The organism is Kribbella sp. NBC_01245 (assembly GCF_036226525.1).
Taxonomy (GTDB): Bacteria; Actinomycetota; Actinomycetes; order Propionibacteriales; family Kribbellaceae; genus Kribbella.
In genome coordinates, this window is sequence record NZ_CP108487.1 from 3,159,872 (window position 1) to 3,175,085 (window position 15,214).

General features: G+C 66.8%; 15 protein-coding genes. 10 read left to right on the forward strand and 5 right to left on the reverse strand.

What is annotated here, in order from left to right; all coding sequences use genetic code 11:
* Positions 1-136: 136 nt before the first annotated feature.
* Entirely contained in the window at positions 137-880 is a 744-nt protein-coding gene (locus OG394_RS13890) for a hypothetical protein (protein ID WP_328995742.1), read from the reverse strand.
* A 373-nt stretch (positions 881-1,253) separates the two neighbouring features.
* Here OG394_RS13890 and OG394_RS13895 point away from each other — a divergent pair, with 373 nt between their 5' ends.
* The 4 genes from OG394_RS13895 (at position 1,254) to OG394_RS13910 (ending at position 5,069) form a co-directional block, all read left to right on the forward strand.
* Complete coding sequence (locus OG394_RS13895; RefSeq protein ID WP_328995744.1) at positions 1,254-2,882, forward strand: M4 family metallopeptidase; 1,629 nt, start codon at positions 1,254-1,256, stop codon at positions 2,880-2,882.
* A 242-nt stretch (positions 2,883-3,124) separates the two neighbouring features.
* Positions 3,125-3,475 carry an ArsR/SmtB family transcription factor gene (locus OG394_RS13900; protein WP_328995745.1) on the forward strand — a complete coding sequence of 117 codons (351 nt, stop codon included), beginning with the start codon at positions 3,125-3,127 and terminating at the stop codon, positions 3,473-3,475.
* Between the two features lie 30 nt (positions 3,476-3,505).
* Complete coding sequence (locus OG394_RS13905) at positions 3,506-4,606, forward strand: SRPBCC domain-containing protein (protein ID WP_328995746.1); 1,101 nt, start codon at positions 3,506-3,508, stop codon at positions 4,604-4,606.
* Positions 4,599-5,069: a pyridoxamine 5'-phosphate oxidase family protein gene (locus tag OG394_RS13910; RefSeq protein ID WP_328995747.1), complete on the forward strand. Its 471-nt coding sequence runs from the start codon at positions 4,599-4,601 to the stop codon at positions 5,067-5,069. Before OG394_RS13905 ends, OG394_RS13910 begins: the two co-directional genes overlap by 8 nt.
* Before the next feature lie 33 nt (positions 5,070-5,102).
* Here the strand turns inward: OG394_RS13910 and OG394_RS13915 are convergent, their stop codons facing one another.
* The 3 genes from OG394_RS13915 to OG394_RS13925 all read right to left on the reverse strand — a co-directional run bounded on the left by OG394_RS13915 (position 5,103) and on the right by OG394_RS13925 (position 10,139).
* Complete coding sequence (locus OG394_RS13915) at positions 5,103-5,312, reverse strand: DUF6458 family protein (protein WP_328995748.1); 210 nt, start codon at positions 5,310-5,312, stop codon at positions 5,103-5,105.
* 110 nt (positions 5,313-5,422) lie between these two features.
* The gene (locus OG394_RS13920; protein ID WP_328995749.1) at positions 5,423-7,273 is read right to left on the reverse strand and encodes a hypothetical protein; all 1,851 of its coding nucleotides are present in this window, start codon (positions 7,271-7,273) and stop codon (positions 5,423-5,425) included.
* A gap of 121 nt (positions 7,274-7,394) precedes the next feature.
* The gene (locus OG394_RS13925; RefSeq protein WP_328995751.1) at positions 7,395-10,139 is read right to left on the reverse strand and encodes an ATP-binding protein; all 2,745 of its coding nucleotides are present in this window, start codon (positions 10,137-10,139) and stop codon (positions 7,395-7,397) included.
* A 148-nt stretch (positions 10,140-10,287) separates the two neighbouring features.
* On the opposite strand from OG394_RS13925, the gene OG394_RS13930 reads away from it, so the two are divergent.
* From OG394_RS13930 to OG394_RS13955, 6 genes are all read left to right on the forward strand, one after another.
* Positions 10,288-10,635, forward strand: coding sequence for a VOC family protein (locus tag OG394_RS13930; RefSeq protein WP_328995753.1), 348 nt, complete (start codon positions 10,288-10,290; stop codon positions 10,633-10,635).
* Positions 10,636-10,664: 29 nt separating this feature from the next.
* A complete protein-coding gene (locus OG394_RS13935; protein ID WP_328995754.1) occupies positions 10,665-11,264 on the forward strand; it encodes a glyoxalase in 600 nt (199 codons plus the stop codon).
* Between the two features lie 35 nt (positions 11,265-11,299).
* Positions 11,300-11,740 carry an iron chaperone gene (locus OG394_RS13940; protein ID WP_328995755.1) on the forward strand — a complete coding sequence of 147 codons (441 nt, stop codon included), beginning with the start codon at positions 11,300-11,302 and terminating at the stop codon, positions 11,738-11,740.
* Positions 11,741-11,913: 173 nt separating this feature from the next.
* Positions 11,914-12,141 (forward strand): hypothetical protein, encoded by a 228-nt coding sequence (locus OG394_RS13945; protein WP_328995756.1) that lies wholly within the window; start codon positions 11,914-11,916, stop codon positions 12,139-12,141.
* Positions 12,142-12,296: 155 nt separating this feature from the next.
* Positions 12,297-13,259, forward strand: coding sequence for a GNAT family N-acetyltransferase (locus OG394_RS13950; protein WP_328995757.1), 963 nt, complete (start codon positions 12,297-12,299; stop codon positions 13,257-13,259).
* A gap of 292 nt (positions 13,260-13,551) precedes the next feature.
* Positions 13,552-14,637: a ricin-type beta-trefoil lectin domain protein gene (locus OG394_RS13955; RefSeq protein WP_328995758.1), complete on the forward strand. Its 1,086-nt coding sequence runs from the start codon at positions 13,552-13,554 to the stop codon at positions 14,635-14,637.
* 92 nt (positions 14,638-14,729) lie between these two features.
* On the opposite strand, the gene OG394_RS13960 is transcribed toward OG394_RS13955, so the two are convergent.
* A complete protein-coding gene (locus OG394_RS13960) occupies positions 14,730-15,203 on the reverse strand; it encodes a nuclear transport factor 2 family protein (protein ID WP_328995759.1) in 474 nt (157 codons plus the stop codon).
* Positions 15,204-15,214 lie beyond the last annotated feature (11 nt).

Genomic DNA, 15,214 nt, shown 5'->3' on the forward strand with positions numbered 1-15,214 from the left:
TCAGGTCGATGGCGCTTAAGACCCGACCCGACCGTCACGGGGGGAACAGCCGGGCCGGGCAGCCGAATCGTACCCCTCTGAGGGGCTTTAAACTCGACTGATTCGTAATGCAACCAAAGAATCCGCCAACCCGGTTTCAGCCCGGCACGCAGGTGGTGCCGTAGCACTGCGACTGCTTGAAGTAATCGTTTGCGGCATTCGCGACGCCGAGGCCGAAGAACACCAGGCAAACGGCCAGCAGGACGTAGAGCGTGCCGACGATCGACTTGGCCGTTCCACGCAGTTCGCGGAGGACGGGCGTTGGCCCGGGCGTCTGGTCGACCAGGTGGTAAAGCGTGCTGATGCCCGGCTGAACGCGCTGGTTGAACAACCGCTCCGCACGTCCGCCGATCTGGTCGACGCTGTCCCAAAGCTTCCCGGCCGAACCGCTGATCGCCGTCACCGCGGTCGGCGAATGCTGGATCACCCGGACGAAGGCCAGCACCGCGCCCCCGCCGGCGGCGATGACCGGGATGATGACGGCGCCGAACGTTTCGCCCGCACGTTCGGAGAAGGCGAACACTCCGCCGATGGCCGCGATCAACGACGTCAACCAGAGCGGCCAGCCACCACCAAGGATCGCGGCCCAGACCGCCGCCACCGCCTCGCTCAGCAGCTTCTTCCTGGTAGCCGCCATGCCCTTGCCCAGGTGATCCGCTTGCTGCAGATCCGGCAGCAGCTTGTCGATCGGCTCCGCGACCGAGTCGCCTTCCGGCAGCCGCGTCCGCACCCATTGCGACATGTCCGCCGCCGAGGCCGCGACCAGCGCGCGCAGAATCACGTTCTCCTTGCCGAGCTCCCGATCACCCGTCAGCAACGCGTCCCGATACGCATTGGCCAAGGCCGCCGTATGTGCCCTGAAATCACTCGATGGCTCCCGCCCGGCCACATCAAACCCCCACGCCTAACAGAACCCCCACCGGGTCCCCACCCATCACTCACGGTACGCCGCAGGCACGCACCACGCGACGGCTCTGGAAGGTGCGCGAGGCCGCTTGTCAAGGAAGGGTGACCCTCTGTCGCAGCGGGATGACAGAGGGTGTGTCGCTGTTCACCCGAATGGTTCCCCTTGCTCTATGTCACGAGACCCAACCGAGGGTGACTTTTACTTGCCGTGAAACCGGCTAATTGGCCACCGTTCGTCTCATGAGGTGGCTCAGTGAGGCGGGCCATCTCGTGACCCCGCCCCCTCTGCCCCCGTGAGGAGCAGCACCGTGAGAGTTCTGAGTTCGGCGAGCACCCATCGCAAACGCCGTGCCGTACAACTGACCGCGGTCACCGGACTGACCGCCGCACTGATAGCCGGAACCCTGGCGAGCAGCAGCTTCGCCACCGGATCGGCCGCCCCCATCGACGCGCCCGACCCGACCGCCCTCGCCATCGCGTCCGCCGACCAGGCCGTCAACGGCACCATCGGCAGCTTGCGCAAGAGCACCGCGGAGCAGTTCGTCCGCCTTGGCGTCTTCGAAGGCGGCCAGGCCGACAAGCAGGACTTGTTCTACGTCTCGTACAACAAGACCTACCAGGGCCTGCCGGTGATCGGTGGCGACGCCGTCGTCTCGACCGACGCCGCCGGCAAGGTGCTCACCACCATCGCCGCTTCCAAGGCGACCATCTCCGTCGATACGACGCCCAGGCTCGCCGCCGCCCGCGCGACGACCGCCGCCCGGAAGGCGTTCACGACGGTCACCGGCTCGGGTACGCCGAAGCTCGTCGTACTCGTCATCGGTCAGCCGAAGCCCGTCCTCGCCTGGGAGGTGCCGGTCGCCGGAAAGGCGAAGCACCCCGCGCACGACCACGGCAACAACGCCAGCCAGGAGCTGGTGTACGTCGACGCCACCACCGGCAAGGTCGCGCATTCGGCGGAGCAGACCGCGTCCGGCACCGGCACGGGCATCTGGAACGGTTCGGGCCTGAGCTTCGGCACCACGCTGTCGGGCGGCACGTACCGGATGACCGACCCGGCCCGGCCGAGCCTGTCCTGCATCGACTACAGCACCAACGCCGTGATGACGGACGCCGACAACGTCTGGGGCAACACCAGCAAGACCAACAAGGTCTCGGGCTGCGTCGACGTCATGTACATCGCCGCCGGTGAATGGGATCTGCTGAAGAACTGGTACGGACGCAACGGCCTCGACGGCAGCGGCCGCTGGGCCGACGCCGAGGTCGGACTGCCCGACGTCAACGCCTACTGGAACCACTCCAGCAACATCGGCGGTGTCGTCTTCGGCCGCAACAACCAGAACTACTGGATCACCGGTACGGACGTCGTGGCGCACGAGTACGGCCACGGTCTCGACGCCAAGACGCCGGGCGGCATCTCCGGTCACCCGGGTCAGGAGTCCGTCGCGGACATCTGGGGCGCGCTGACCGAGGCGTACCTCAACAACGCGAACGACAAGCCGGACTACGAGGTCGGCGAGCAGATCAACCTAGTCGGCAACGGGCCGATCCGCTACATGTACAACCCGTCGAGGGTCTCGGGCCACCCGAACTGCTACTCGACCAGCCTGCCGTCGTCCGTGCACGCCGCCGCCGGTCCGATGAACCACTGGTTCTACCTGCTTGCCGAGGGCACCAACCCGACCAACGGCCAGCCGGTCAGCCCGACCTGCAACAGCACCACGCTGACGGGTATCGGCATCAAGGAAGCCGGCCGCATCTTCTACAACGCGATGCTGCTCAAGACCTCGGGTATGAGCTACCCGAAGTGGCGCATCGCCACCCTCAACGCCGCGAAGAACCTCGACGCGACGTGCGCCAAGTACAACAAGGTCAAAGCCGCCTGGGCCGCCGTGAACCTCGGCACCCAACCCGGCGAACCCACCTGCACCCCCTAACCCCGATCCCTCCCCCAACCCAGAGGCCCTCTCGCCCGCCCAACGAGAGGGCCTCTGCCTTTCCTCCTTCCCTTGCATTCATCGGTCCGAATCCGCCCTCTCCCGTGTGCGTACCTGTACAGGTCCGCGGCGGCCAGAGGGCGGATTCGGACCGATGAATGCAAGGGAAGGTTGACGGGGTCGGAGTCTGGGCTTATTGTCAACGTGTTGGTTGATCAACGGATTGGTTGATTATGTCTCGCATGCAGGAGTCGCCCCTTGCCGATGGGGTGGAGGAGCGGCTGGATCGGGCGTTCACGGCGTTGGGGGATCCGGTTCGGCGGGCGTTGATCGCGCGGTTGTCGCGGGGCGAGGCGACGGTGAACGAATTGGCCGAGCCGTTCGCGATCACCAAGCAGGCCGTCTCGCGGCATATCCAGGTGCTCGAGGCCGCCGGTCTGATCACTCGCAGCCGGGACGGTCAGCGTCGGCCGTGCCACCTCGACCCGGTGATGCTCGAGGAGCTGACGAGCTGGATCGACCGATACCGCCTCGCCCTGGAAGACCAGCACCGCCGACTCGACGCCGTACTCGACAACCTGCGGAAAAGCTAAGGAAACCCAAGCGGAGAAGGAGTCCAGACCATGAGCCGCAAACCCACGACCATCACCGCCCAACCCGGGACGCCGTTCATCGACGTGACCCGCGAGTTCGACGCGACGCCCGCACAACTGTGGCGGGCGTCGACGGACCCCGACCTGATCGCCCAATGGCTCGGGCCCCGCGGAGTCGAGATGCACGTCGAGCAGTACGACGTACGCCCGGGCGGCCGGTATCGGTATCTCCACCGTGATGCCGATGGCACCGAGTACGCCTTCCGGGGTGTGTTCCACGCCGCCACCGAGAACGAGCGAATCATCCAGACTTTCGAGTACGAGGGCTGGCCGGATGACGTCTGCCTGGAAACCCACCGCTTCGAGGATCTCGACGGGTCGACCCGGTTGCACACGCACTCGGTCTTCCCGTCGATCCAGGCGCGGGATACCGCGATCGAGTCCGGCATGGAGGACGGCATCAACGACTCGATGGACCGCCTCGCGGAGGTGCTACAGGCCGGGCCGCCATCCCAACAAGCGCAGGTGATCGTCGATATCTCGATGTCGCTGGACGGGTACGTCGCAGGCGCGGACGTCGATGCCGAGAACGGCCTCGGCGTGGGTGGCGAGGCCTTGCATGACTGGGCGATCGGCAAGAAGTCCGAACGGGATGCCGAGATCCTGGAGCAGACCGTGGCCCGGACCGGCGCGGTGCTGATGGGACGCACCACCTTCGATATCGTCGACGGCCCGAACGGCTGGGGTGACGATGTCGGTTACGGCGCCGCGCACCAACCGCCCACACCGCCACCGGTATTTGTCGTCACCCACAAAGAGCCGGACCACGTACGCCTGGCCGACCGCTTCCGCTTTGTCACGGACGGCCTCGCCAGTGCTATCGAACAAGCGCGAACCGTTGCCGGGGACAAGGACATCGTGGTGATGGGAGGCGGCGCAGTCGCCGCCGAGTGCCTGCGCGCGGGACTGGCCGACGTACTCAGTCTGCACCTGGCGCCGGTTGTGCTCGGCGCGGGCACTCCCCTGTTCCAGGACCTCGATATCACGCAGTTCGAGCTGACCGACGCGATCACGACGCCGGCGGCGCAGCACCTCACGTACCGCGTTCGTAAGGGAGCCGACCATGACTGAGCCCGCCGACATCGCCCGCGAGGTGATCACCACGAACCGCTATATGGTTCTCGGCACGGCCGACGCCGATGGCAATCCGTGGGTCACGCCGGTCTACTTCACGGCTGACGAGTTCACCGACTTCTACTGGGTGTCCTCGCCGACAACGTTGCATTCGGCGAACGTCGCCGTACGGCCCCGCATCAGCATCGCGATCTTCGATTCGACCGTACGAATCGGTGGCGCCCAGGCCGTCTACATGACCGCCTCGGCCGCCTTGGTGCCGGACGACGAGCTCGAGGCGGCTGCCGCGATCTACAACTCGTCATTGCCCACGGAGAAACGCATCGAACCCGCGGAACTCCGTGCTCCCGGGCTGTTCCGCCTCTATCGCGCGACCGCCAGCGAGCACTCGATCCTCATCCGCGGCGGCGACCCACGCTACGGCCGCGGCGCCGACTCCCGCCTCCGCGTCACGCTCTAACGCCCACGTGTGTTGACGATACAAGCACCAGGCCTAAGGGATGTCGCGATGTTCCTCCACCGACGTGTGCGAGGTGTGCGAACGCTGGCTGTTCATCAGCAGAGCGATCGCGAGCCCAAGCGCACCCGCGCCCATCAAGATGTAACCGACCATCGTCAGGTCGACGCCACTGATGCGATCCGTCACCGCGAACGCCAGCACACCGCCGACCGCCAGCAGGAAAATCCCGACACCAATACCCATCACGAGCCTCCTCAGTTGCTCGGAGCTGCCAAAGCACCTCCCCCCTTGGAGTACCCGCCACCAAACCCGTCTGGAGAACCTCGGCACGAGGCCCTCCAGACGGTCAGGCGTCAGCGGATGGCGCCGTAGATGTTTTGGTCGAGGCCGCCTGCGTTGGGGCAGGTGTCTGGGCCGAAGGTGCCGTCGGGGTTGGCGGCACGGCATTGCAGTACGTCGAAGCCGTCCACGCCGTCGACCGGATAGCGCGGGTCGTTGCCCGCGACAACGTCCCGGTGATCCGTCCAGGTCATGAACGCGGTCGTGCCAGAGGCCGCGATGTAGTTGTAGTCGCCGAAGAACGGCACATCGCGATCACCGAACTGCTCGTACTGCGGCATCGTGTTGACCGTGCTCACCTGGCTGACCACCCAGCTAGCACCGCCGTTCGCCGACGTGGCGTAGAAGGCGGCGAGGCCCGGAGGTCCTGCCACCGCGCCGGGCGGATTCGCTGCCACCGCACGGTTCCCGACCGGCACACTACGGAAATCGCGCCCGCCCGGGCCGACCACCGCGTCGTACCGGCTGTCCTGCCAGACCGCGTGCAACCGGCCGGCTTCGGCCACGATGTCGGGGAAGTACTGGTGGCCAACGGCCTGCGCGTCGATGCGCGAAGGCGCGGACCACGTCGAACCACCCGTCGTCGTACGGATGAGGTAGACCGAGGCCTGGCTTCCGACGCCCTCCGAGATCGTGCCGTACGTCGACCCGGTAGACGTCTCCGAACCGGGCACGCTCGCGTCGAACACCACGAACACCTCGTCGGGATCACCGGACGCCGTCGGGTCGGCGGTGATCCGGACCTGGGTATTCATCCGGTGGAACACGTAACCCGACTGGCAGGCGAATGGGCCATCCCCGCAGTCGCGCGCGAACGCCCGCGGCTCCGGCGATGCGCACGCGCCGAGAGTGCCGTCGCCGACGAGGCAGGCGTTGTACTTGGCCTGGCCGTACGCGGCGGGCGAAACGGTCTGATCGCCCGGGTCCCAGCCGATGAACTCAGCGGCCACGGCCGGCTTGCTGAACGACTTGCCACCATTGGTCGACTTCACCCAGGCGACGCCGTTGTTCTGCATTTGGCCCGTACCCGCGTCGAATTGGCGCCAGGCAACGTGCACGTCACCGTTGCGGGTGACCGCGATATCGCAGAACTGGCTACCGTGCACCGATTCCGAGACCTTTTGGGTGCGGAAGCTGCGCCCACCGTCGGCCGAAGTCGCCACGAAGACCCCATTATTGGGGCCGCTCGCGGTGAACCGCGCCCAGCACACGTAGACGTTCCCGGCGTACGGGCTGTCGGCGCCGCGGTCCACCTCGATCAGGATCTTGTCGTGGAACAAGCCCAGGAAGATCGGGCTCGGCGTCCCCCGCTCGACCAGCGTCGTGAACTGGTACGACGGACTCGCGCCGCCGGGCCAGCCGTAGCGCGCGACCCAGATCGAACCGAGTCCCGGCTTGGCCCGGTTGAAGCCGATCCCCGCGTAGTAGACGTGGCCATTGTTGTCCCAGGCCTGCACCGGGTCACCCGCGTTGGTGACGCCGATTCGGTTCAGGGGCGACGCCGTACCAGCCGGTGAGGTGTCACCGGGATAGCCCGGCAACAGGCTATTGGTCCAGGTCGAACCGCCCGTGGCCGAGTAGTAGAAGCCCGCCCAGGTCCCACCGGCCGTCGGAACCGTGCAGTAGTCGTTGGCCCCTGCGGTCAGTAGCGCCGGATTGTGCGGGGCAATACTCGCGGCCGGCTCGTTCTGCTGCCGGTTGTTGATCGAGCAGGCGGCCAGCACCGGATCGGTACCACCGTCGTAGCGCACGTACGTCTGGTCGGATACCGCCACATCTCCCGGCAGCGCCGCATCGGCCGGTACGGACAACAACGGCAACGCCAATCCGGCCGAGACAAACCCGGCCAACAGCAAGCGCTTCACGATTACGCCCCCATGGTTCTAGCCCCCGAGAAATGCGACCAGGATCGGCCATCCGCAGTACGGGCGACCGATATAGAGACACACACCTCACCCCAAAGGACACGCCCGGGTCGGCCTGCTGTCAACCGCTCGTCTCCGCGTGCTCGGCAAGCAACACGGTCCGTGCGGACTGGTAATGACAGCCGGCGGCGTCAAACGCGGCTGCCGTGGCGAGCAGCGCCTCCTGGTCGGCGTCGAGCAGGGCTTGAGCTCTCTCCACCATGGCACCGGCGACCGGGTTACCGGCCACGATGGTCCGCGCCTCGGCCACCCGGTCACGCGCAAAGGGGCTGCCGGCAAGCACTGCGGCCTCGGCGCGCAGCGCGACGTACCAGTGGTGCCAGATCCAGGTGACCCATTTCCACACCTCCCAGGGCTCGGGCGCCATCCGCTCCATCGCCTCCGCTACCTGCCCGTGGTGCAGCAACAGCATCGCGTCGAAGATCGCGCCGTAGCCATAGGTCTGTTCCCGTTCAGCACCGAGCTGATCCAGGATCTCCAGCCATTCACGCCGGGTGTCATCGTCGTCGCGGAGGCCGTGGATCATCGCCACCGCGGCCACCGCGGGACCGAGGAACGACCGGGCGGGACTGCCTGCGCGCCGCCACGCATCGAGGAACCGGACGCTGCCGGTGAGCACCTCGTCGACGTTGCCCGCCAAGGCATCCGCGACCAGCAGCCAACTCATGGCGCGGTGCCCGACCTCGGCCAGCAACGGATGATCGGCGAGTTGCCGTGCCCACTGGCGAGCCCCCGCCAGGTCGCCGGTACCAAGGCCGGCCTCGGCGGCTTCACCGAGCGCCTCGATCAGCTCATGGGTAGCGGCCGGCGTATTCGGTGTGGACGACAGCACCTTGACCCGGCGCTGGGCCGTGGCGGCTGCGGCAAACGTGTCGCTGGCCCAGCTCAGGGCGCAGGTCAGTACGTCGAGCGCGGCGGATTCGGCGACCGGATCGCCCGTACGGTGGGTCAGTTCGACAGCCCGTTCGGCGCTCGCGACCGTCTCCGGGATGGCGTTGCCGGGTGCTTCCTGGCCGGCGGTGATCGCGGCCGTGAGCGCCTGCGCGGCTTCGGCCAACGCCACCATGGCCTGTGCGGCCGAGTCCTCGCCGGCCAGTTCCCGCGCATCCGTGATGAGCGCCGCAATCTCTTCCGGTGGCAACGGCCGTACGAACTTGTCCGGGAAGCGGTACGCGGTGGTGGCCATGGTCGCCAGGTCACACGCAGCGGCGGCGTTGTCCCCGGCACTGCGGGCGGATTCGGCAGCCGCGCGGTAGAGGTCGTACATGTCGTCACCGCGCATCCGGCAGCCGGCCACGGCGGCGGCGTGCCGAAGTGCGGCAGCGGCCGAGCCGGGGTCTTCGGCGAACGAGGCCGCCTGCTCATACCGCTGCTGGGATTCGCCGATGAGGTTGCGGGTGAACGTCAGCTCCGCAAGGTGGTGGGCGAGTCGGTACGCGTCGGCGCGCTGCTCCGGCTCCTGCGCCGCCCAAGCCAGGGCGGCGCGAAGGTCGTCGGCGATCGCGTCGAACTTGGGCCGCCAGTCCTCTCCGACCACTGCCAGGCCGGCCGCCTTGCTCAGGCACCAGCGAAGGTGCCGGGATCGAACGTCGGCCAGCTCACCGGCCTCGGCGAGCTGCTCCGTCGCGTACTGCCGGATGGTCTCCAGCGCCCGGTACGTCGTACCGCGCGGTGATGCCGTCACCACCAGCAGGCTCTGCTCGGCGAGCCGGGCCAGGCCATCGGCGACCAGGAATTCCTCGGTCTCGGCCACCTCCCCCGCCGCGGCAGCGGTGAAAGGCGCCGCGAACACCGACACCTGGCGCAAGAGCACGCGGTCGGCAGGCTCTAGCAGCGCATGGCTCCAGTCCAGCGCCGCCCGCACCGAACGGTGCCGTTCATCGGCACGGAAGCCGCCGGTGAGCATGCGGAGCGGGTGGGACAGGGCAGCGGTGATGCCGTCGAGCCCGAGCGAGTGATACCGCGCCGCGGCCAGCTCGATCGCCAGCGCCATTCCGTCCAGCCGCTCACAGATGGCGACGATCTGGTCGCGCAGTGGTGAATCCAGCGGCCGGCCCACCGCGTCCGCCCGATCCATGAACAACGCGACCGCGTCGGATTCACCGTCGACGGGCAGCGACAGCGGCGGGACCTGGTACACCCGTTCGAACGGCACCATCAGCCGGGCCCGGCTGGTCGCCAGCACGGTCAGTCGAGGGCAGTTCGCCAGCAGTAGCTCGAGAAACAGCGCCACCCCGTCCAGCACTTGCTCACAGTTGTCCAGCACCAGCAAGGTATGACGGTCGGCCAGCGCGGCGACCACGGATTCGGTCATGTCACGGCCAGGCTGCTCGCCGAGGCCGAGCGTGCCGGCGACAGCGGTCGCGATCATGCCCGGATCCGTGACCGGGACGAGGTCGACGAACCACACGCCGTCGGAGTACTCACCGGTTGCGTCCGCGGCCACCGCCAACGCGAGCCGGGTCTTGCCCACTCCACCGGGACCGACCGCGGTCACCTGGCGCTGTGCCGTGAGCATCTCGGTCAGCGCTGCCTGCTCGCTCACGCGGCCGATGAACGAGGTCAGCGGGGCCGGAAGAGCCGGTGCCGGGTGGTGGGACGGAGCGGCGCCGGTCGGCTCGGGCGTGCGATGGGCGAGCGCCCGCCGATCCGGCACCTCCAGCTTGCGCAGCAGCGAGGAGACGTGACTCTCCACGGTACGCACCGAGATGAATAGCCGGGCCGCGATCTCCGCGTTGCTGAGATGAGCTCCGACCAAGGTCAGAACCTCGGCTTCCCGAGGCGAGATGTCCACTGCTGTTGCCACTGCCCCATCTTGCCGCATCACTCCGAGGCGCGTTCCGTACGCACCGATCCGTAGAACGTTCCGTGGTCACCACGGATGTGGGCAGGGCATGCCGGGAGCAAAGCTGTGACTACGAAAACAGCGAGGCCCTCAACCACAAGGAGTGAGCATGACCACTCAGGGAATCAAGACCGTGCTGCACCCCGTGTCCGACCTCGCAGCATCCAAGGCTGTGTATGCGGCCCTGCTCGGGATCGAGCCGCAGACCGACTCGTCGTACTACGTCGGCTTCGACACCGAGGGCCAGCACATCGGCCTGGTGCCCGGGGGTGGACCGCAGGGCATGACCTCACCGGTGTCGTACTGGCACGTGCCGGACATCGAGGCGAAGTTGGCCGAGGTGATCGCCGCCGGCGCCACCGTGACCGAGGCCGCGCACGAGGTTGGCGGCGGCCGCCTGGTGGCCACCGTCATCGATCCCGACGGCAACGTCCTCGGACTCCTTCAAGACCGCTAAAACCCACTTCGCTAGAAAAGGAACCCGCCATGACCACGTTCGAATCAGTCACCCTCGAAGCTCCCGACACCACCGCCGCCGCCTTCTACAACGCTCTCGGTCTGGCCCCTTACGTGAACGTCCGCGCCTCGGATGCACCGAGCACCGGCTTCCGTGGATTCGCACTGTCACTCGTGATGTCGCAGCCGGGCAACGTCGACGCGATCATCAACGCCGCCGTCGAGGCCGGCGCCACCACGCTGAAGCCGGCCACGAAGAGCTTCTGGGGGTACGGCGGCGTCGTACAGGCCCCGGACGGAACGCTGCTCAAGGTCGCTACCTCGGCCAAGAAGGACAGCGGCCCGGTAAGCCGGCAGATCGACCAGGTCACGCTCCTGCTGGGAGTGGTGGACGTCAAGGCGAGCAAGCGCTTCTACGTCGACCAGGGCCTGCCCGTGGCGAAGAGCTTTGGCGGAAAGTACGTCGAGTTCAGCACTACGTCGGCCGTCTCGCTGGCGCTCTACCCGCGCCGCGCGCTCGCCAAGGACGCTGGCGTCTCCGAGGACGGCACCGGTTCGCACCGGATCGTGCTCCGCAGCGACGCGAGCGTCCTGACCGACCCGGACGGATTCGTCTGGGAAGCCGCCTGAGTCATCCATCACGTTTCTTGAACAGGAGTACGACCATGAGCACCACGTACCAGGGATTCACCGCCGAAGAGCGGGCCGCGATGAAGGAACACGCAGCAGACCAGAAGAAGGCAGCACGCCGCGCCTCCCGCGCGGACAAGGCGGCAGAGGCGATGCGGGACGTACTCGCGAAGATCGCCGAGATGAAGGACTCCGACCGGATCATGGCCGAGCGCGTCCACGCCGTCATCATGGCCAGCGCTCCGGTCCTGGAGCCCAAGCTCTGGTACGGGATGCCCGCTTACGCGCTGGACGGCAAGATCGTCTGCCACTTCCAGAGCGCGGAGAAGTTCAAGTCGCGCTACGCCACACTCGGCTTCAGCGACCAGGCCCAACTGGACAACGGCACCATGTGGCCAGCCGCCTTCGCCCTGACCGAGGTAACCCCCGAGGTGGAAGCCCAGATCAGCGCCCTCGCAAAGCAGGCCGTGAGCTGACCCGGCGAACCCGCCCCTCACCACTCGTGCGGAAGTCCCAACTCACCCGAGTCGGGACTTCCGCTCTTCACGTGGCCTTTTTGTCAATTCCGTAACCGGACAACTACGTTGTGTCGTGCCCGCGAACCGCCCGTCGATGTGGCCTCTCGATCCCCCCAAACCCTGGAGAACACATGCGTCAGCTTGCGGTCCGACTCATCACGGGCACCTTCATCGCGGCCCTAGCCCTCACCAGCGCGACCCTGGCGGCCACCACCACCACCCAGGCCGACCGCATCCAAACCGGCCTCTACGTGACTGGCGTGGGCGGCCTCCACACCTCCATGAACGGCACCGTGTCAGCCGACGCCGACCTCCTCGGCACCCACATCACCGCCGACGTCGACAACCCCCTGCACTGACCTACCCGGCCGAATCGCGAGGCCTGGAAGTAACTTTGCCTCCCTTGGGCGCATCTAGTAGGTGTTCAAGGGGGCAACGTGAATTCTCTTCACAGCATCTGTTCTGTCCATCTCCGCCTACCGATTCGACCACCGGCACGTCGGGGGGAATGGCGATGACGGTCACCGCTGTGCTGCCTGGCGATTACACCGTCCGGTCTCCTGAGCCGACCGATGCCGAGGCACTGTTCGGCATGTTCGTGGCCTACAACACGCCGTTGATCGGGTACGCCGACGGCACGGTGGACGAAGTCGCCGATCGCATCGTCGAGCCCGGCTTCGACCGTACGACAGACGGGTTTCTCGTACTCGCCAAAGACGGTCTGCCAGTCGGCTATGGGACCACGTTCGGCAAGGGCGATCGCCAGATCGTCGGAATCCAGGTGTGGTCGCAGCAGCCGGCGGTCGCGGACTGGCTGTTCGACCGGACAATGCGACGCGCGCGGGAGATGGGCCGCGAGCGCGGCCACGCCGAGGTCACCGTCGACACTGACGTTTACCGCGCCGACAAACCGCTGCGCGCGCTGCTGGCCCGCAACGACTTCACCACGGGTACGACGTACCACCGGATGCAGATCAACCACACCGAACCGGTCGCCATCCCGGAGGTACCCGCGGGCGTCGTGGTCCGGCGAGGCGCGCTAGACGATGCCACCCGCTGGACCGCCCACCAGGTCATCCTCGACTGCCACCGCGACCACTACGGTTTCGCAGAACGGCCACACGAGGAGTGGATCGAGTGGTTCGACGCGACTTCCACCTTCGACTGGTCCCAGATGACGCTGCTCGAGATCGATGGGCAGGCGGTCGCGGTGCGCGTGTGTAGCGACAAGTACCTCGAAACCGACAACTGCGGCTCCGTCGACACGGTCGGCGTGCTCGGGGAATTCCGCGGGCGTGGTCTGGCGAAGTTCCTGCTGCACGACGCGTTCGCTCTCGACGCAGCCGCCGGACGGGTCGGCACAATCCTCGACGTCGACACCAACAACCCGACCTCAGCGCTCGGCCTCTACCAGTCGGTCGGCATGAGCCCCACCCTCGTCTCCGATGGCTGGCGCCGCATCCTCCCCATCGCCTAGTTCGTACACCATGGGCCGTCCGGGCGGGTAGATGCCTTTGGCAACGAGCGCGTGCGACCTTCTTTGCAACGATCGGACCCGATTTGCCGCTCGTCTGCTACCTGTCAGCTGCAGGCTGCCTCACAGCGGCAAATCGGGTCCGATCGTTGCAAAGAAGGTTGGCCCTGTTCATCGCGGACAAGAGGACAATTCTGGCTTTTTGTGCTCAGCTCTGGACGGCGGCGCACAGTTCTGCGCATTATCGTCGTCGAGCGCTCTAACGAATCCGCCCCCCGCCCGGAGGTTCGCCCCGATGAGACTCAAGTCCTTACTGTTATGCGCCCTGATGGTCCTGGCCGCCACTTTCATCCCCGCATCGACCGCGTCGGCGGTCGGGGTCACGCCTGGCACCTACGTCAACTACACCTTCGGCAGCCCGTCGCTGACCCAGGCCGAGTTCCGGATGACGATCAACGCGTCGCCCGGCAAGGCCAACGTCTACTGGGCAAACCAGTTCGGCTTCACCGCCGGTAGCGTCGGCGGCTACACGGGCATGCAGACGCACCGGGATGGCGTCGGCATGTTCATCTACTCGCTCTGGAACTCCACTGACTGGCGCGCAGGTGACGCCGGCACGTACTGCATCCGGTTCCAGGAGGACGGCACCGGCGGTAGTTGCCGCCTCGACCAGACGCCGGTCGCCGGTCACACGTACGCGTTCGCCATCGCCAGTGAAGGCAGCGGCTGGTACGGCGTGACGGTTCGCGATCTGACCGCCGGTACGTCGTTCAAGCTCGGCAGCCTGCAGACGGGTGCCGGTAACACGATCAGTACGTCGGGGATGGTCAGTTGGACCGAGTACTTCGACTGGAACAACGATCGGGCCACCTGCGACGACGAGCCGTACTCCAAGCTCTCGATGACGGCTCCGACCAGCGGCACCCAGACGGCACAATTCACGGGCACCTCGGAGAGCAGCGGTTGCGCCGCCGACAGCCAGGTGACGATCTCCGGCTCGACCGCCGTACAGGAGAATGGCATCGGCAACTCGTCTTCGGGCGAGATCCGTGGCAGCGGTGGCTGCCTGGACGTGTCCGGCTCCGACGGTACGACGATCCTGCTCTACAGCTGCACGGGCGGGAACAACCAGAACTGGGTGCACGCCGAGAACAACACCCTGCACGCCTTGTTCAGTTGCCTCGACGCGAGCGCCACACAGGCAAGCGCCGTGATCCTCTACAGCTGCCACGGCGGAACCAACCAGCAGTGGACGCAGCCCGGCGACGGGACGATCCGCTCGAACGGCCTCTGCCTCACCGCACCGGCCACGCTGGGCAGCAAGGTAACCGTTGCCCAATGCAACAACTCCGCAACCCAACGCTGGACCACCCCAGCCTGATCCCGGCGCCCGGGATCCTTCTCCCGGGCTCTCCCTCCCCTTCTCCCGCGAGTGGTCGCGTCCCAACCCGACCACTCGCGGGACGTCGACGGTTAGCGACCGCTGTCGACGGTTATCGAGGGATCTCCCGCGGCGTACGGCGATCCCGCTAGTGGCGTGGTATCGACGTACCTGACCTCGTAGACGCGTTCCGCGAACTTCCAGCCGTCCGGAGTTCGCTGGTAGCGGTCGTGGTAGATCGCATAGTTCTGGTGGGACCGGCCGTCGTGAAAGCGCCCGAGCTCCGCGACGTACGTCCGGCCGGCGGCGGTGTCGCCGTCCAGCTGAATCGTGCCCGGGTGGACGGTTTGCACGAAGTACTCCCAGTTCGCCTGCAGCCGTTCGATCCCGGCGCGGATCTCTGGCCGGCTGACGAATTCGATGTTGGCGGCGGGAATCCCCCACACGCCATCCGGGGTGAACAGCGACGCGAAGCGGTCGTAGTCGCGCATCATCCCCGCGTCGGTGAATTCGCCGCGCAACGCCTCGATCTCGACGCGATCGGCAAGGGCCTCGAAGTTGGTCATCGCTATCTCCT